We start from the raw sequence: 16,697 nt of genomic DNA, 5'->3' as shown, positions 1-16,697 counted from the left end.
GACGATTCCATTCATCTAAAAATCAGCCTCAAATCAAAATCTTAAAACAAACTTCCTATTCCCATTCAATGGTTCCAGGAGGTTTGTGAGTGAGATCATACATCACAAGAGAGATACTAGGAAGGCTTAACAGTTTGTTTGTGATCTGAGACAAAATGTTTCGGTTCATTTGGTAAAAATTGGCAGTCATTGCTTCCGTCGATTCAACAGGTCGTAAAACCACTCCATAGGAATTTTCGCGTAATCCAACAGGAACAAGCACAACTGGCATCTGCCAAATTTCATTGTGGATCGATTCTTCATAAAGGATTTGGTTCACAATTGCATCTGCTTCTCGCAAAATATCTGCATATTCTTTGTCTAATGAAAGTTTTGTGTAAAAGAATTCTCTATCAAAATGAGTGATGCCTGGGGCAAAGACCACCCGATTGATTTCTTTTTTGGTGTTGGTGATTTCAACAGACAATTGGTCGAGTTCCAACCAATCGGAAGTAAAATCACTGAGCACCGCACAATGAGCATAACTCCTTTGGTCTCCCTGAACACCAACAGATAGAATCGGTAAAATTTTAATCTCTGCTTTTGGAAATTTGTCCTTCCATACCACAAAATCGATGGGGGGAGGATTGGTTTTAGGACTTGCGATCATACGAACGACAAGGCCAGGCCCTGGGAAAGGATGCCGTTCGATCCATCTTTCTGGCAGCCCAAGTTTTCTTCCTAAATCACGAACTTCATCTTTATAAAGATCTGCAATTGGTTCTACAATTTTTCCTTCACGGATGAGTGCTTCGATTTGAGGCACACGGTTGTGGTGGGTTTTGATTTTATGAGAATGTTTGGTTCCTCCAGATTCGATTGTATCCGGGTAGATGGTACCTTGGCCAAGTAACCAATGTTCGGCGTCGAGTCCAAGAGAGGTTGTCGCTTTGCCTTGCGCTTCTAAAAATAAATCGCCAACAATCCTTCTTTTTTTCTCAGGTTCAAATTCGTTTTGTAAGTGACTGTAAAAAACCTCACTTTCATCCCAAATGGTAAGGTCAAAACCCACTTGGTGCAAATTGTCCATCAAATCTTTTACTTCGTTTTTCCGCATAAACCCTGTATCGACAAGGAGTCCCTTGACCCGATCTTTCCCGAGAGCTTTAGAAAGGAGTAAATAAGCAACAGAGGAATCCACTCCCCCTGAAACGAGTAAAAATACATTTTTTCCAGCTGGGACTTTTTTTTGTAAGGTTTGGATTTGTTCTTCTAAGAACTGCGATATACTCCATGTAGCAGAAACACCACATAACTCTACAAAGTTTTTGAGTAAAATTTCCCCTTCTTCAGAATGGGTGACTTCAGGGTGGAATTGGATCCCATACAGTTTTTTGGAAGTATGGGAAACAAACGCATAACGGCAGTGATCCGATTGTGCGATCACTTGGAAATCTTTTGGAAGTCGAACCACTTCATCTCCATGGCTCATCCATACTTTGGTTTTTAACGATAACGATTTTGATAAGTCCGAATTGGCATTTTCGATCTCAAGAATGGCTGGACCGTATTCTTTCGTGTTGGCTGAAACAACTTCGCCCCCAAGAGCACGCATCATGAGTTGGTGCCCATAACAAATTCCTAAAACAGGAACGGAGGTGTTAAAAAACCCAGAAGGTAATTGTGGTGCACCTGCTTCATACACACTACTGGGACCACCAGAAAGGATGATCCCAGCATAGGATTCATAAATAGACAATGGTTCTTCGTTGGAAAGGATTTCTGTATAAGCTCCGAGTCTGCGAATACGGGAAGCAATGAGGTGAGCATACTGGCCGCCGAAATCGACGACTGCGATTTTTTTATCACTTTTCATGGGATGGTTCCAAAATATTTTTGTTAATGTCGGGGTAAACAAATGTCGGAAAAAAAATCAGAATCTTCTTACGAGGACAAACAGGACCATATCCCGTCTTGGACCACCCCTCCTATTGAGTGGTTTGCCAATGTCTATGTTGGCCGAGAGTACAATATCGAATTTACCATTCCAGAATTTACCGCTGTTTGCCCGAAAACTGGACTTCCTGATTTTGGAACCATTTTCATCGAATATATTCCCAGAGAAAAATGTGCCGAACTAAAATCCCTCAAAGAATACATGATGTCCTACCGGAATGTTGGCATTTTTCATGAAAATGTAGTGAATAAAATCTTAGAAGATTTTGTGAAGGCTGTAGACCCCATTTATGTCAAAGTGATAGGCGATTATAATGTTCGGGGTGGTGTCAAAACCGTCGTAAAACGAGAGTACAAAGCATAAATGGATAACTTAATTGGGTATGTGGCAGCTTTTTTGACTACGGTCTCTTTTTTACCACAAGTCCTTCGTGTTGTCATGACCAAACAAACTAGGGATATCAGCCGTAATATGTACATCATGTTCTTTTTCGGTGTGGTGTTGTGGTTTGTTTATGGAATCTTAAAATCAGATTTTCCGATTATTCTCGCAAACGTAGTCACTTTATTTTTTGTAACAATCATTCTATACTATAAAATCAATGAAGGGAAAGAAACATGAGAAAGGCTTATGTAGACAAAGACAATTGTACTTCCTGTAACCAGTGTGCAGATAATTTACCTAAGTACTTTATGATGGATGATGATGATTTGTCCCAAACCCATATTGGCGGAGAAACGATCAACGATGCAATGATCCCTGATGAAGACGAAAAAAAAGTCCAAAAGGAAATGGATGAATGCCCAGGGGAATGTATCCACTGGAAAAAACACTAACCAAATCACTGAAGCATTTTTAGATTAGGGTTTTGTGGGAACACTTGGCCCTTTGGTTTTCCTTTCTTTTAAACCTAACATCTCTTTTACGATAAAAAATACATCTTTTACAGAATGAAACTGGTGTTTTTTTCCAGTTGGATCATAGACAAATCCTATCGTTTTCATTTCTGGATTCTCATTCCAATACCCATGGCCATGGATTTTACTAGGTGATGATTGGAAGACTTCTCCTTTTCTTGACCCACTAAAAAATAAGTTTTCTTTGGTTCGGAGGATTCCCAATGCACGTGGATGGATTTGGGATCTGATCTTTTGATTTGTATTGTCAATGACAGGAAAGGTTTCGCCTATTGGCAAACTTGTAAAATCCATCCATTCGGCACCTGGACAAGAGTTCGTAATTTCAGTGACTAGATTTGTGATGGTTTCTTTTGGAAGATTTACTTCTGTTCCCGGTAACAGGATCGAGATTCCACCGGAACTTTTAAACGTAAGAGTGTAGGTTCCAGTTTCATCATTGATGTATCCTTTTTGTTTTAGGATTACATTGGGTGCACAGACTGACTCAGCGGAATGAAACCCATGGTCTGATACAATCACAATGCTCGGACCATTTTTGGTAAATGCACCTACACTTTCTAAGAAAGTAAAAATGGCTGTGTCAATTTCTGCCAATCGAACCAAGGCCTTTTCGGAACTTGGTCCAAATCCATGGTGCAAGGTATCCAAATCAGTCGTATAAACAAACATTAAATTTGGTTTTTTCGTTTGGAAAAGCCAAGTAGCTGTTTTTAACTTCACTTCATCTTTTGCTAGATCGTTTAACGGAGATCCAACGGCAATCTCGGCTTCCTTATGTAGCCCCGTTGTGGAAATCACACGGAGAAGTTTATCATCCTCAGGTATTTTTTTCCTCCAATACTGGGGAAGGTTCCAATTGATAGTTGCCCCAACGGTAACAGGCCAAAATACATTGGCTGTTGTTTTTTGATTTTGTTTTGCCAGATCCCAAAGAGTCGGCACCACAATGTCTTCTGCATACCACATCCATCCCCCATCATTTTTTTCAAAAGGATCGGACAATGTATTATTCAAGATTCCATGTTCCCCCGGATCCTTCCCTGTCACCATTGAGGTATGCGCGGGATAAGTGACAGAAGGATTGACTGTTTCTATTTCCGAAACTCCGTATTTTTGGAAAAAACCGACTAAATGGGGAAAATAGGAATGGTATTTTGGATTTGTCCAATAGTAAGAAGGAAACCCATCAATCGAGATGACAATCGTTTGGCGAACGGCTCGGATTTGTCTGGAATTTGAATCTTTTTTCTGATATTTTTTCGGCCTTGCATTTAATGATTTTGAACCACTAAAAGAGAAGAATATAGGAATCAAAAAAACTAGAATCAAAAAATGCTTCGCTAGTTTGCCAATTACGAACTTCCCAACCAATGAATACAATCCACTTAGGTGATTCAAAAGTTTAGAAATTCGCATGATACGTGTTTAGCGAAAATATTTAATATTCTTGTTCAGAACGAGTAGAACCGAGAAGTTCGTCTGGAATGTCCTCGATACTATCTCCAATTTGAATGGCAAGACGGTTTCCGACACGGCCTGGTGTGGCTTTGAATTTACTTCGATCGCCCACTTTTACCATTAAATCAGTTTTGATAGGTGTGTTTTCTAGTTTGATCACATCACCTACATGCAAATTCATAAGATCATTTAAGGAAATGTCAACACTCCCTACTTCCGAAATCAGAGGGATTTTGACTTGGTCGAGTCGCTCTTGGATGACAGCTCGGTTTTCATCCACTTCCCCTTTTCGGATTGAGGAATACCAGTATTGGGCAGAAAGTTTATTGATGATTGGTTCAATCGTGATATAAGGAATACAAAGGTTTGTCATCCCTTCCACTTCCCCTACTTTTGTTTCGAGGGTAATTAATACCACCATGTCATTCGGAGGAACTACCTGTGCGAATTGTGGGTTTGTTTCAATGTTTCCAAGCCTTGGGCGTAAGTCAATCACCGTTGACCAAGACTCTCGTAAGTTACCAAGGATCCTAACGATGATCCCTTCCATAACCGATAACTCGATATCAGAAAGTTCTCGATTGACTTTAGAAGATTCACCCTTACCACCAAACAGACGATCTATGATTGTAAAGGAAATTGAAGGGTCAATTTCTAAAATGGCAGACCCGCGAAGAGGATCCATATTGATCACAGCAAGTGTAGTGGGATTCGGAATGGAACGAATGAATTCTTCGTATGTTAACTGGTCAACCGATGCTACGTGGACAACAACTAATGCACGTAACTGTGCGGATAGTCCAGTGGTTGCTAAACGGGCAAAGGTTTCGTGCATCATCTGTAATGTACGAATTTGGTCTTTTGAAAATTTATCTGGACGTTTGAAGTCGTAAATTTTGACTTTTTTTTGTTCCCCAACTGATGAGTATTCATCCTCGGAAACTTCTCCTGAGGAGATGGCATTTAACAGGGCATCAATTTCGTCTTGGGAAAGGATTTCCGTCATTTTTTTACCTTTACGAGTAAGTTTTTAATCTGCCAAAATCCAACACGGTTTCCTTCTTCTTGTCGCAAGGTGTATATATATTCGTACCTTGTTTTGAACCGACCCATCATTCTTTCTACGTACACTTGCACACGAGCATCTCGTTTGGAAGGGAAGTCAACACTCATGACTTTAAAGTATTTTAACACACCTGATGGAGATTCCGTCAAATATTCTTTAAAATCTTCAATGATCGTTTCTCTCTCGCCAACACTCGCTTCTGCATAGGCACTGCTATACCTGTCATACGCTAAGATGTATTCCGAAAAATCGATCCATTTAAAATGGTATTCCCAACGTTTTTTCATCTCAGCGCCGAGGAATAAAAATATAATTTCTTCAGGAGAAAGGCCACCGTTTTCTGTGATTTGACGGTTTACAGATTCCCTTTTGATTTGTTTGGAGTTTTGGAATAAAAATCCAACGGTATTTTGTGACCTTAAAAATGCGGATTTATCTTCGGTATAATTGGGATAAAAATACCCAGTGATGTAGAATTTTTGGTCTGCTAAAAACTGGTAGTATTCATCCAAATAAATGGTTTTGGAAAAAGATTCATTTCGGTGGAGGCTAATCTCTTTATTTTCATCACCAACCAAGTTTACAATCGTGGTACGCCTTTTTAAAATTGGATCTGGAAAATCAGGGTCCTCAATTGGTGTGAGGATTCGATCGTTTTCATCCTTCACAATAATTTGGAAGGAATAACGAAAATCAAAGGAAGGGAAAATCCTGACAACTTCCTTTCCTGTATTCGTTACCGTAAAGGTAAGAGGAATTCTCTCCCCAGCTTCATAACTTCGTTTGGTGAGAGTAAGGCTTATTTTGGATTGAAGAGCGACAAAATTATCTACTCTTTCCCCCCTAGCATCTCTGTCAGGGAATGCAAAAAGAGTCTCAGAAACCAAGAATCCTAATAAAATGAAGGTTTGGAAAGAGCGCATTCACTATTCAATTTCGGCATAGGTGGAATTTTCCGAAAGAAAATTTAGTGGATTTTCCTCCCCCAATTGAGTTCCTAACTGGTTCCCAGTTTTGCTTCCTCTAGGATATAATCTGCGATTCGAATCAGACGGACCATCACGGAGCTGAGTTTTTTGTATTGGTAATAATTTTCCCTTTGTTTATCCAAATGGGGTTCGACAAGGGCAACCGTCTTTGAAGCCAATTTTAAGTTTTTGATTTCATTCTCAGTCACTCCATAAAGATTTGCTTCCGAAACAAATCGATTGAGTTCTTTCACCAAACTTTCATCCGTTAGGTCTTGGATTTCAAAAACCTTTTCAATTTTTAAAATAAAATCGGTGAGAGTTCGTTTGATTTTTGCTTCTTCTTCCGTTGGCCGTTTTTTTGACGTGATTTGGTTTAGGGATTCGTATTTCTCAAGAGCCGTTTCATATAAATGGTTCATTTTAGACTTTTGGCCTAAAATGAAACTGATAAAACTAAGCAAACCAACAAAAGTATCAGGGTATTTATTAATCCCGCCAATTTCATCCAAAGCATTGGCAAAGGCTTCCTCATTATGAGGAACAGTCATAATAAACTTTAACACAGGTTCAACGGAAGAACCTGATGTATACTTTTGGATTACTTCTATGCCTTCTAAGTAGTTCATTGTCTTTTGTCTATGACGAGAACCTTACGAATGGTGGTTTGGAGATTCCCTTTTTCAATGATTCGATCTAGTACATCATAACCAGTGATCAAAAATCCAAACACCGTATGGAGACCATTTAGGTGAGGTGTATCCACTTGGTTGATAAAAAACTGTGAACCATTTGTATTGGGTCCTGCATTGGCCATGGCGAGAGCTCCGCGAGTTGCTTTTTTACTTGGTAACACTTCATTAAATCGATACCCAACTCGGTATAAAACTTCTAACACAGGGAGTTCCATTGCTTCCTGGTATGCTTTTTCAACCTCAGTCCTTTTTTCTTCAAATTCTTGCCGTGACTTGATATTAAATTCAGACAATACTACCCTTTGTAATTGCGATTGGTATTCAGGTGCATCTTTGATTTTGAGTTTGTCTAATCCGAGTGCCTTCCCGTTGATTTCATCTTCAAATTGAAATCCAGGTCCACCCGTTCCATCCCCTCTAGGGCATCCCCCTTGGGCCATAAAATTTTCGATCACTCTGTGGAACTTCAACCCATCATAAAACGGGCGTCGTTCGGAACCTTTTTCTGTTTTAAAATCTTTTTCCCCTTGGGCAAGATCGATGAAATTTTGAACTGTTTTAGGAGCAGCTTGGTCGTAAAGTTCAATGACTAAGTCACCTTGTGTTGTTTGGACCACAGCATAAATAGCAGGTTTTTCAGGAAGTTTAACGGTAGTTTGGTCAACCCTTTTGACTAAAACTTTGGTTGGTGAGTATGCCAAAGGTTCATATGTGATTTTTTTGAAGGTTTGGTCACTACAAAAAGCAGTTTGGCTCATCAGTAGGAATAAAACTGTCAGAGATTTGAGATGAGAAATGGAAACTCGATTCATAATTATTTTTTACCTTTGGATTCTATCGCCTTTAATTTTTTGGTCAATTCGTTTAACTTGGCTTTGGCCTTTTTGATCTGTTCTTTTTGACGTGGGAGAGCTGTGCCTCCATAAACATCTTTTTTATCACAGGAAGTTTCAAGTGAAATGGCAGCTTCATACCCTGGGTCAGTGAGAACAGCGTGGATCTGTCCCCTTTCCCCACTAGGGATTGTGAATAAATCCACCCCTTTTGTGGAACAATGTTTCACAAGTTCCCCCACAATTTCATGGGCAGAACGGAACGGAATTCCTTTTGTACTCACAAGCCAATCAGCTAAGTCTGTGGCAGTGGAAAATCCATTCCGCAAACTCCGAATGGCATTCTCTGGGAAAATTTGAATCCCTTCCACCATATCCCGGATCCCTTCCGTACAGATTTTGATTTGTTTGACTGTGTCAAATAGTGGAAGTTTATCTTCTTGGAAGTCACGGTTATAGGATAAGGGAGTTCCCTTTAACATAACCAAAAGGTGGTTTAGATTACCGATCACACGACCTGCTTTCCCACGAATGAGTTCTGCCACATCTGGATTCTTTTTCTGAGGCATGATCGATGAACCTGTCGTTAAGTGGTCGGGCAACTTAAAATAACTAAATTCCTGCGAAGTGTATAAAATGATTTCTTCACAAAACCGAGAGACATGGATCATAAATTGAGAAGAGGCAAATAAAAATTTGAAAATATGATCTCTTTGGCTCACTGCATCCATTGAGTTCTCAGACATTCGGTTCAAATGTAAATCTTTTCTCAAAAATTCTCGATCGGTTTCATAATTGACTCCTGCTAAAGCACCAGAACCTAACACGAGCTCATCAGCTCTTTCGTAAGCCGATAAAAAATCTTCAAAATCTCGAACATTGGCCCAAAAATGAGCTAAAAAATAATGAGAAGCTCGAATGGGTTGTGCAATTTGTAAATGCGTGTACCCAGGGATGATTGTTTTTACATGGGATTCTGCTTTTTTCACCCAAACTTGTAACAAGTCAAATACCAGAACCAAAATGGAATGGATTTCTGATTTAATGTACAAACGAACATCTTGTGACACTTGGTCATTCCGACTTCTACCTGTATGGAGTTTTTTTCCTAAATCACCTAGAAGTTCCGTTAGGCGAGACTCAATGGACATATGAATGTCTTCATTTTCAATTTTAAATTCAAATTTACCAGAATCAATTTCCTTCAGGATTTGATTGAGTCCAGTTTCGATCTTTCTTTGTTCCGACTCGGTAAGGATGCCGATTCGTTTTAACATACGAGAATGGGATATGGAACCAACAATATCATGTTGGTAGAGTTCTTTATCGAAGCTTATGGATTCACCAATTCGAATCATGAGAGAAGAAGGTGGAGCATCAAATCGACCACCCCATAATTTTTTTTCCTTCATTCCGATTCCTCACTGAATTGGTTTGCCCAGTTTTTTAAAACTTCTTTGTCTTTATCGGATAATTTGGCACTTGGGTGCATCAAACGGTAATCGAGCGGTGGCATTTCCCCATCATCCACTTGTTCCCAAACTTCATAAATTTTTTTGTTTTGTTTTCGTTCTGGCAATTTACCAAATTCAGAAAAATTCAATTCTTCTCTACCTTCGGTCACATGGTTTGAGACCAAATAGGAAACAGGGAACACATAGGAATAAAAAGGCCAAGTGGTTTCATTCGAATGGCAATCGTAACAACTTCGTTTTAGAATTTGTTTTATCTCATCAGAGACGACTATCTCAGATGTCACAGGTGGATTTTCTCTGGGAACTGGAAACAATTGGAAAAAAAGAAAAACAGATAAAAGAATGTAAAATATTCGTTTCACACTAGACAGGTTCTTTGCACTATCTCATGAATCAAAGTATTATTTTTCTTGCCATGATCTGATTGGAATGGTCTACTTCCTTAGAGGATCACACATTGGATTTGATTTTGGCAAACACTGCATACTTATGGATTTTAATGGGAATCATTCTCCTTTTTTCTGAATTCCTTTTGCCTGGGACCTTTGTGATGTTTTTAGGAGTTGGAGCCATTTTTACAGGTATCCTTTCCCGTTTGGTTCCGATGGAGTTTTACACCGAAGTCATCATTTGGGTGGTTTCCAGTTTTATTTCGATCCTCCTTGGAGGATCACTGATTAAAAAGTTTTTTAAATCAGAATCAAGTGTGGATCCTTTTATCCAGGATGATTATCTGAACCAAATTGTGCCTGTTGAAACTGATATTTTGGTGAACCGCCATGGCGGAAAAATCCGATTCCAAGGGACTGTTTGGGATGCGATTTCGAAAGATTCAAAAATCCCAAAAGGGGAATATGTAAAGATTCTCTCGCGTGAAAATTTGACTTTCACAGTCGAAAAAGTGGAATCATAAAACCTACCGTTCATTTTTTTTAAGAGTATCAAAAAAAACCCTTTTCTCTTTTGAAAGTCCATGTACCGTCTCCAAGTCACAGAGGAGGAAACAATGGGCGCAACCGTCATCGTTGTCTTTTTGGTCGTAGTTTATATCATCAAAAAAACAATCATCATCGTACCAGAACAAAGTGTTTTTATTAAAGAAAGATTAGGTGTTTTGAATGGAGTTTTAAAATCGGGGTTTTATTTTATGATCCCTTTTGTCGACCAAATTCGGTACAGACAAAATCTCAAAGAACAAACCATTGATATCGATCCACAAGTTTGTATCACAAAAGACAACGTATCCGTAGAAGTGGATGGAGTTTTGTATCTAAAAGTCATCGATGGTGAAAAGGCTTCTTACGGAATTGATAACTTTATGTTAGCTACCACCCAACTTGCACAAACCACACTTCGCTCTGAAATTGGTAAGTTAATTTTTGATAACTTACTTTCCGAAAGAGATGAAATCAATGGTCGTGTTGTTTCTAATATTGATAGGGCCACAGACCCTTGGGGTATCAAAGTCACTCGTTATGAGATCCGCAACATCACACCTCCAAAACAAATTTTGATTGAGATGGAAAACCAAATGAAATCAGAACGGGAACGCCGAGCTGAGATCACCATTTCACAAGGAGAAAAAGAATCTCGAGTCAATCATTCCGTTGGCGAAAGACAAGAATCCATCAATATCTCCGAAGGGGAAAAAATCCGTTTGGTGAATGAAGCAGACGGTCGTGCACAGGAAATCACACTCATCTCCAATGCGACTGCAAAAGGCCTTCAACTCATCTCAGAAGCCATTAGTAAAAAAGGTGGAAAGGAAGCAGTGAGTTTACAAATCACGCAGGAGTACTTGGATGCACTTGGGCATATCTTAAAAACATCCAAAACAACTGTTGTACCAGAAACCTTAGCCAATATCGGTGGAGTGTTCGAAGGGCTTTCCAAAATCACAACTAAAATCCCACAGGTAGGAGAATAAAATGGAATTTGTTTATTTAGCATTTTGGGCCGTTGTTGCCATCTATTTGATTTATAAAATCTTCCGTTGCATTCGCATCATCCCTGCACAAGATGTTCTCATTGTCGAAAGGCTTGGAAAGTATTCCCGTTCCTTACGAGCAGGTTTTCACATCCTCATCCCGTTCATTGACAGGGATGCGTATTACCACACATTGAAAGAACAATCGATTGATGTCCAACCGCAGATTTGTATCACACATGATAACGTCCAAGTAAAAGTAGATGGTGTGATTTACTTAAAAATCATCGATCCAGTGCGCGCCTCTTATGGAATCGAAGACTTTCAATTTGCTGCCATCCAACTAGCACAAACAACAATGCGTTCGGTGATTGGAACCATGGAACTTGACAAAACCATCGGGGAAAAAGACTTAATCAACTCAACCATTGTCGCAGCGATTGACCAAGCATCAGAACCTTGGGGGATCAAAGTGAATCGATACGAAATTTTAAATATTGTTCCACCTAAATCTGTGTTAGATGCCATGGAGAAAGAGAAAAAAGCACAAATTGCAAAACGTTCCCAGGTACTTTTGTCGGAAGGGGAAAGAGATGCTCGTATCAACCGCTCCCTCGGATTTAAAGAGGAAGCAGTGAACAAATCGGAAGGGGAAAAACAACGAAGGATCAACTCAGCAGAAGGTAAGGCAACAGAAATTGAAGCTTTGGCTGTCGCAACTGCCAAAGGGATTGAAGCCATTGCAGGTGCCATTTCCGACCAAGGTGGTGCATCAGCCATCAAACTCCAAATCACCAAAGCCTTTATCCAAAACTTCTTACACGTAGCAAAAGAAAGTACGGAAATTCTCATCCCAGCAGATGTAATGAATTTACCAACTCTCATTGCCAACCTAACAGAAGCCAAAAAACCAAAGGCATAGTTTTATCGCCTAACGAAATGACTCCGGTGGGTCTTCCTCCGGAGTTTCCGAAAACAATCGAAAACTTGGTTTTGCCATGGCTTGTGCAGCAAGTGACAGAAGTAAAGCTTCATTGTCATCAGGTCCAATTCGATTGGCATGGATCACCCCACACCCTTTACAGCGGTGTAAAATTACCCATTCACCCTTTCTTACCCAAATGGAAATGGCTTCCATCTTACTCCCACAGATCGCCGCTCTGTCACCAGGTGTATTGTCCAAATGAAGGCTTGTTAGGCAATTGGGACAATGGTTTCGTTGGTCGGTTCCAAACCCAGGAGGGAATACCATTTGTTTGCATTCCACACATCGGAACTCTTCCGTATCCGAACGAAACCGGTGAGATTTTTTTTTGACATGAGAAAAAGAGTTTTCCTCGTCTTCGTCTTCAAAACGTTTTTTCTTAGAAATTTTTTGGAAATTCGTTTGGTCAATGTTACGTGACATACCCAGTTTTTGCGGCAAAACAAAAAGGGACACCAAAACAGTTGATGAGAGGGAGTAAACCGCCTGCGCGAAGATAGCCGCCTCCTAATGTAATTTAGGCGGGGTATCCAAAACAAGATCACCGTTTTGGCGGTCTACACAATGGCTAGAGTTAACATAGAATTACAAACTGTTCGGTTTGAGAATTTCCGTCAAGGAGAATCCTTTGTTAATTTTTTACAAAGGAAATAACAATTCTGGCCTTCCGGATAATTGGGAATCATGCCTACTTCTTCATACCCAAGTTTGGTATAAAATTTGGGAGCTTGGAATCCAAAGGAATACCCAAATACCAGATTTGCTCCCAATCGTTTTGCTTCTGTTTCAATCTCTTGTAGGAGTTTTGTTCCTAAATCCTGTCCACGTTTTTCCTCGGCAACCCAAAGTAATTGTAAGTTTAATCCCTTGAAGAAGAGATAACAAAGAGAAGCTGCGATGAGTGTGTCCCCTTCCTTGACTAAAATGGCAAAAAATTCTTTCGAAGCGAGAGACTCATCCCCTAACTTAGAGATGCTGTAATCATGTAAACGTTTCCAAAGGTCTTCTTGTAAAGATTCTGAAGGATTGGTGATCCTTTCGATTTGGTATTCGAACTTATTAGTTTCCAAGGGTGAAACATCCTTCCCAACTTAAAATGAAATCAACGGGCTTATAAAAAGGCTGGACCACCCAAACGTTCCATCGGATCCACAATCTGGGTGATTTGGATTCCGTAATAATCATCTAGTACGATGAGTTTCCCTCGTCCAACAAGTTTTCCATTGGCTAGGATATCGAGTTCTTCCCCAATGTTTTTGTCGAGTTCGACAACTGTCCCTTCAGTGAGTTGTAAAACATCTTTGATGAACATTGTGGTTCTACCAAGTTCAATTGTCAGTTGTAAGGTGACATCCAGTAGAAGGTTGAGGTTTGCAGTATTATTACCTGAACTGGATTGGGCTTTTGCCTGGCCCCTAGTTGGTGCTGGGGTTGCACTTGGTCCTAGGGCGGCTGCAATGTCGGCAAAGGAAGGTCCATTGTCATCTCCTCCACCACCGCCGACCAAAGCATCCAGGTCGTCGAGTCCACCACCACCTCCGCCAGAACCACCACCCGCAGGTGTGCTCCCGCCGCTAAATCCACCGAGTAGCGCGTCTATGTCTTCTTGTGATAGTGAACCTTCACCCATAATCCTACAACCTCTACAATGTATTCGTCGGAGGAAATCAAAATCCTTCCTTGAAAAAAAAGCCAATCTTCCCTATTTTGTTCCTTATGTCCAGTTCCACCCCTGCCTTGGATTTTTTTAAGGCCAAAGACCTATTTGCTACAGAGCTAAAACAGGCAAATTACCAATTTGTACAAGAAAAAGAAGAAACCATCTTTCGGTTCCGCCAAAATGCAGTGGGAAAGGAAAAAATCTTAGATTGCCTGGGGATCGTTCGGAACTACATTGAAAATTTCCGGATTTATAATTTTGAAGATGGTTACTTAAGTTTACAGACATTAGGTGACAATTTATTCGAACCGCAAAAGAACTTATCTGCAAGATTTCGCATTCGATTTTCATTTAAATCAGACCTCAAAGTGGAATGTTCGAAGTTAGGAGATTTTTCCACAAAAGAAATACAAACAATCATCCATCTTTTTCAATTTTTGAAATTAGAGGGAGGCACAACAAAAGACCCTAGGTCTATTTTGGAACCTCTCGGTGTGGAAGTTTATGATCCCATTTTAGAAAAAGCAAAAGGAAACGATTTAGGTTTTGATTCTGTTTTTGGTTATGATTCTGTAAAAGAACAAATCTTAGAAAGTTTGGTTTTCCCCCTCAGACAACCAGAACCATTCCTTGAAATTACAAAACTAACACGAATGAAACCAACAGGAAACCTACCGAGGGCAGTATTATTTGAAGGGGAACCTGGAGTCGGAAAAACCAGCATGGCAAAAATAGTTTCCCATCTTTGTGGTGTGCCAATGGTCTATGTTCCCATCGAATCCATATTGAGTAAGTACTACGGAGAATCTTCTCAAAACCTAGCGATGGTATTTGATGCATCCGCTTTGTTTCCAAAGTGTATTTTATTTTTAGATGAAATAGATTCCCTTGCAACTTCACGAGAAGACGGACTTTATGAAGCCACACGGAATTTACTAAGTGTTTTACTTCGAAAACTGGATGGTTTTGCAGAAAAAACAGGCACAATCACCATTGGGGCAACCAATCGTAAAGAGGACCTTGATTCTGCCCTTTTGTCCCGTTTTGACAGAAAAATCAAATTTCCCCTTCCAAACAGAGAAGAAAGGACTAAAATCCTGGAGGGATATGCCAAACAATTGGACCAGAAGGAAAGGGAACAGATCGCTGATTTGTTAACAGGAGCCTCAGGGAGGAATTTAAAGGACTATTGCGATTATGTGGAAAGGCGATGGATCACCAAAAATTGGAAACATTTGGAACAGTTGACCGCCCCAGGATTGCCATTTTATTTGGAATCCTTTCCAGATTTTGGATGGAAACTCTAAAAAGAGAGAGATTCGGCTTCAATCTTATTCAGGATTTTACCGATACTATTTACAGGATATTTGTTTACGCCCATGGGACGTTCCTTGGTATCCTCAAATTAACCTTTTAGGAAGATTCGGACATGAAAATAAAATTAATTCTCCCCATTTTACTACTTAGCATTGGGGTTTTCGCTCAAACTGGTAGCTCAGAAACAGGCTCTACTTCTGCTGGAATCGATCCTTCTCAATCAGGGAAATCGATGGCTGATACAGAAAAAGAACTCGATGATAATATCTCTGAAGTGAACAAACGCCTTCGCCTTCATACTGTTCTTTTCAAAATGAAAGTAAGAACTCTTCCACACAAAACTGTATTGTACAAAGGTAAACCAAGTGCAGACGGAGAACGTTGTGAAGTAGCAGATAAACAAGAGGCACAAGATAACACTTGTTTGCACCTTGAAGTATTTGATTTTGTTGGAAGTGAAGATGGAAAATCTTCTAAAAACTTAGGTGCAAAATTCAAAAAAATGGAACTCTTTTTTGAAGGATCTAACAACGCAGATCCAGATCCAAGAAAAGAACAACCACGGAACCTTACTAAGGTGAGAACTTACATTTACCAAAACAATTTTGTTTTAGAAGATAAGATAATTTCTGTGATTGCTGACGTAGCTCCTAATGGTGATCCAGCACATAATGACAAAATTGAATTGTTTTACCAACACGATGATTATCCAGTTTGGGGAACTCCAGAAACACCTTCTGAAAAAGGAGTTGGTAAATACATTCTTGCAAACGTGGAAAACACAAAATCAAACCCAATTCGAAATAACTTTAAAAAACAATTTTATTTCAAAAACCTAGATTATTTTGATAAACTATTCACAAAAATCTTTGATTATAATGATCGTGATTCAAACAAACATTATAAGAAAAACGTTGAAGCATTGAAAAGTTCTTTGAAATACTAAGAACATACAGGTTCTTAATTGAATCGCGTAAAACAATGTCCGAATTGTTCCACGATGTTACGGTTCCCTGTTACGCAGGGAACCATTTTGGTTCAATGTCCCGTCTGCTCTCACCGATTTACTTTTGATCCGGAAATAGAACAAGAAGACAGTTTCAGTTCCCACGAAGTAGAAATCCCCTCTTTTCAATTTAAACCAACATTCCAAAATTATAAAGATCTGATTTTTGATTTACTGTATGCACCGATTGATTATCTAAAATCAAAACGTGGGAAACAGAAAAAAGAAATTCCATGGATACCAATTCTTCTTTTTTCCATACTTTTATTGTATGTTTGGAAATGGTCCAATTCAGAAGCCAATCTGGACAGAAAAAACAATCAGCAAGATCCATTTTTCCAAGAAGAATCACCAAAAGATTTCCCACCTGATTTTGAAGGACCATCTATCGAATCAGATGAAGAAGAAATATTACCCAAAGAACCTAAAAAACCGAGTATCGAGATTTAAA

The 16,697-nt window shown here is 39.5% G+C and carries 20 protein-coding genes; 9 read left to right on the top strand and 11 right to left on the bottom strand.

Going from position 1 to position 16,697, the window contains the following annotated elements:
* Positions 1-55 precede the first annotated feature (55 nt).
* Entirely contained in the window at positions 56-1,855 is a 1,800-nt protein-coding gene (guaA, locus tag DI076_RS05785) for a glutamine-hydrolyzing GMP synthase (RefSeq protein ID WP_108959027.1), read from the bottom strand.
* Between the two features lie 42 nt (positions 1,856-1,897).
* Between guaA and queF the strand changes: the two genes are divergently transcribed.
* Genes queF through DI076_RS05770 form a run of 3 tightly spaced genes read left to right on the top strand, consistent with a single transcriptional unit; the run spans position 1,898 to position 2,772 of the window.
* Complete coding sequence (queF, locus tag DI076_RS05780; RefSeq protein ID WP_108959026.1) at positions 1,898-2,299, top strand: preQ(1) synthase; 402 nt, start codon at positions 1,898-1,900, stop codon at positions 2,297-2,299.
* Positions 2,300-2,557: a SemiSWEET transporter gene (locus tag DI076_RS05775; protein ID WP_108959025.1), complete on the top strand. Its 258-nt coding sequence runs from the start codon at positions 2,300-2,302 to the stop codon at positions 2,555-2,557.
* Positions 2,554-2,772, top strand: a complete 219-nt coding sequence (locus tag DI076_RS05770) for a ferredoxin (RefSeq protein ID WP_100717092.1) — start codon at positions 2,554-2,556, stop codon at positions 2,770-2,772. Before DI076_RS05775 ends, DI076_RS05770 begins: the two co-directional genes overlap by 4 nt.
* A 24-nt stretch (positions 2,773-2,796) precedes the next feature.
* Here the strand turns inward: DI076_RS05770 and DI076_RS05765 are convergent, their stop codons facing one another.
* The 7 genes from DI076_RS05765 to DI076_RS05735 all read right to left on the bottom strand — a co-directional run bounded on the left by DI076_RS05765 (position 2,797) and on the right by DI076_RS05735 (position 9,713).
* A complete protein-coding gene (locus DI076_RS05765) occupies positions 2,797-4,272 on the bottom strand; it encodes an alkaline phosphatase family protein (protein ID WP_108959024.1) in 1,476 nt (491 codons plus the stop codon).
* A 22-nt stretch (positions 4,273-4,294) separates the two neighbouring features.
* On the bottom strand, positions 4,295-5,320 hold the full coding sequence (fliM, locus tag DI076_RS05760) for a flagellar motor switch protein FliM (protein ID WP_002974265.1): 1,026 nt from the start codon (positions 5,318-5,320) through the stop codon (positions 4,295-4,297).
* The gene (locus DI076_RS05755; protein ID WP_108959023.1) at positions 5,317-6,303 is read right to left on the bottom strand and encodes a hypothetical protein; all 987 of its coding nucleotides are present in this window, start codon (positions 6,301-6,303) and stop codon (positions 5,317-5,319) included. The genes fliM and DI076_RS05755 overlap by 4 nt, the downstream gene beginning before the upstream one ends.
* Positions 6,304-6,377: 74 nt before the next feature.
* A complete protein-coding gene (locus tag DI076_RS05750) occupies positions 6,378-6,977 on the bottom strand; it encodes a hypothetical protein (RefSeq protein WP_108959022.1) in 600 nt (199 codons plus the stop codon).
* Positions 6,974-7,822, bottom strand: coding sequence for a peptidylprolyl isomerase (locus DI076_RS05745; protein WP_439957278.1), 849 nt, complete (start codon positions 7,820-7,822; stop codon positions 6,974-6,976). Before DI076_RS05745 ends, DI076_RS05750 begins: the two co-directional genes overlap by 4 nt.
* A gap of 35 nt (positions 7,823-7,857) precedes the next feature.
* Positions 7,858-9,288, bottom strand: a complete 1,431-nt coding sequence (gene argH, locus DI076_RS05740) for an argininosuccinate lyase (protein ID WP_108959020.1) — start codon at positions 9,286-9,288, stop codon at positions 7,858-7,860.
* On the bottom strand, positions 9,285-9,713 hold the full coding sequence (locus DI076_RS05735; RefSeq protein ID WP_108959019.1) for a heme-binding domain-containing protein: 429 nt from the start codon (positions 9,711-9,713) through the stop codon (positions 9,285-9,287). The genes argH and DI076_RS05735 overlap by 4 nt, the downstream gene beginning before the upstream one ends.
* Before the next feature lie 107 nt (positions 9,714-9,820).
* Here DI076_RS05735 and DI076_RS05730 point away from each other — a divergent pair, with 107 nt between their 5' ends.
* The 3 genes from DI076_RS05730 (at position 9,821) to DI076_RS05720 (ending at position 12,200) form a co-directional block, all read left to right on the top strand.
* Entirely contained in the window at positions 9,821-10,264 is a 444-nt protein-coding gene (locus DI076_RS05730) for an NfeD family protein (RefSeq protein WP_245918293.1), read from the top strand.
* 93 nt (positions 10,265-10,357) lie between these two features.
* The gene (locus tag DI076_RS05725) at positions 10,358-11,278 is read left to right on the top strand and encodes an SPFH domain-containing protein (protein WP_100726922.1); all 921 of its coding nucleotides are present in this window, start codon (positions 10,358-10,360) and stop codon (positions 11,276-11,278) included.
* A 1-nt stretch (position 11,279) separates the two neighbouring features.
* The gene (locus DI076_RS05720) at positions 11,280-12,200 is read left to right on the top strand and encodes an SPFH domain-containing protein (protein WP_100726697.1); all 921 of its coding nucleotides are present in this window, start codon (positions 11,280-11,282) and stop codon (positions 12,198-12,200) included.
* Positions 12,201-12,209: 9 nt separating this feature from the next.
* Here DI076_RS05720 and DI076_RS05715 read toward each other — a convergent pair whose 3' ends face one another.
* The 3 genes from DI076_RS05715 to fliN all read right to left on the bottom strand — a co-directional run bounded on the left by DI076_RS05715 (position 12,210) and on the right by fliN (position 13,893).
* On the bottom strand, positions 12,210-12,686 hold the full coding sequence (locus DI076_RS05715; protein WP_174705027.1) for an RNHCP domain-containing protein: 477 nt from the start codon (positions 12,684-12,686) through the stop codon (positions 12,210-12,212).
* A gap of 191 nt (positions 12,687-12,877) precedes the next feature.
* Complete coding sequence (locus tag DI076_RS05710) at positions 12,878-13,333, bottom strand: GNAT family N-acetyltransferase (RefSeq protein WP_108959016.1); 456 nt, start codon at positions 13,331-13,333, stop codon at positions 12,878-12,880.
* 41 nt (positions 13,334-13,374) lie between these two features.
* The gene (gene fliN, locus DI076_RS05705) at positions 13,375-13,893 is read right to left on the bottom strand and encodes a flagellar motor switch protein FliN (RefSeq protein WP_108959015.1); all 519 of its coding nucleotides are present in this window, start codon (positions 13,891-13,893) and stop codon (positions 13,375-13,377) included.
* A 50-nt stretch (positions 13,894-13,943) separates the two neighbouring features.
* Between fliN and DI076_RS05700 the strand changes: the two genes are divergently transcribed.
* The 3 genes from DI076_RS05700 (at position 13,944) to DI076_RS05690 (ending at position 16,696) form a co-directional block, all read left to right on the top strand.
* Entirely contained in the window at positions 13,944-15,230 is a 1,287-nt protein-coding gene (locus DI076_RS05700; protein ID WP_108959014.1) for an AAA family ATPase, read from the top strand.
* A 122-nt stretch (positions 15,231-15,352) separates the two neighbouring features.
* The gene (gene fcpB / locus DI076_RS05695; protein WP_108959013.1) at positions 15,353-16,186 is read left to right on the top strand and encodes a flagellar-coiling protein FcpB; all 834 of its coding nucleotides are present in this window, start codon (positions 15,353-15,355) and stop codon (positions 16,184-16,186) included.
* A gap of 18 nt (positions 16,187-16,204) precedes the next feature.
* Positions 16,205-16,696 carry a zinc ribbon domain-containing protein gene (locus DI076_RS05690; RefSeq protein ID WP_245918292.1) on the top strand — a complete coding sequence of 164 codons (492 nt, stop codon included), beginning with the start codon at positions 16,205-16,207 and terminating at the stop codon, positions 16,694-16,696.
* Position 16,697 lies beyond the last annotated feature (1 nt).

Source organism: Leptospira ellinghausenii (genome assembly GCF_003114815.1).
Taxonomy (GTDB): domain Bacteria; phylum Spirochaetota; class Leptospiria; order Leptospirales; family Leptospiraceae; genus Leptospira_A; species Leptospira_A ellinghausenii.
The sequence above is the reverse complement of the archived record's forward strand: the minus strand, read 5'-3'. Positions and strand labels throughout refer to the sequence as shown.

Bases quoted from the DNA above. Each gene is read 5' to 3' on its own strand.
- queF (WP_108959026.1), top strand. From the start codon at position 1,898: ATGTCGGAAAAAAAATCAGAATCTTCTTACGAGGACAAACAGGACCAT.
- DI076_RS05765 (WP_108959024.1), bottom strand. From the start codon at position 4,272: ATGCGAATTTCTAAACTTTTGAATCACCTAAGTGGATTGTATTCATTG.
- fliM (WP_002974265.1), bottom strand. From the start codon at position 5,320: ATGACGGAAATCCTTTCCCAAGACGAAATTGATGCCCTGTTAAATGCC.
- fliN (WP_108959015.1), bottom strand. From the start codon at position 13,893: ATGGGTGAAGGTTCACTATCACAAGAAGACATAGACGCGCTACTCGGT.
- fcpB (WP_108959013.1), top strand. From the start codon at position 15,353: ATGAAAATAAAATTAATTCTCCCCATTTTACTACTTAGCATTGGGGTT.
- DI076_RS05775 (WP_108959025.1), top strand. From the start codon at position 2,300: ATGGATAACTTAATTGGGTATGTGGCAGCTTTTTTGACTACGGTCTCT.
- DI076_RS05770 (WP_100717092.1), top strand. From the start codon at position 2,554: ATGAGAAAGGCTTATGTAGACAAAGACAATTGTACTTCCTGTAACCAG.
- DI076_RS05750 (WP_108959022.1), bottom strand. From the start codon at position 6,977: ATGAACTACTTAGAAGGCATAGAAGTAATCCAAAAGTATACATCAGGT.
- DI076_RS05715 (WP_174705027.1), bottom strand. From the start codon at position 12,686: ATGTCACGTAACATTGACCAAACGAATTTCCAAAAAATTTCTAAGAAA.
- DI076_RS05720 (WP_100726697.1), top strand. From the start codon at position 11,280: ATGGAATTTGTTTATTTAGCATTTTGGGCCGTTGTTGCCATCTATTTG.
- DI076_RS05725 (WP_100726922.1), top strand. From the start codon at position 10,358: ATGGGCGCAACCGTCATCGTTGTCTTTTTGGTCGTAGTTTATATCATC.
- guaA (WP_108959027.1), bottom strand. From the start codon at position 1,855: ATGAAAAGTGATAAAAAAATCGCAGTCGTCGATTTCGGCGGCCAGTAT.
- DI076_RS05755 (WP_108959023.1), bottom strand. From the start codon at position 6,303: ATGCGCTCTTTCCAAACCTTCATTTTATTAGGATTCTTGGTTTCTGAG.
- argH (WP_108959020.1), bottom strand. From the start codon at position 9,288: ATGAAGGAAAAAAAATTATGGGGTGGTCGATTTGATGCTCCACCTTCT.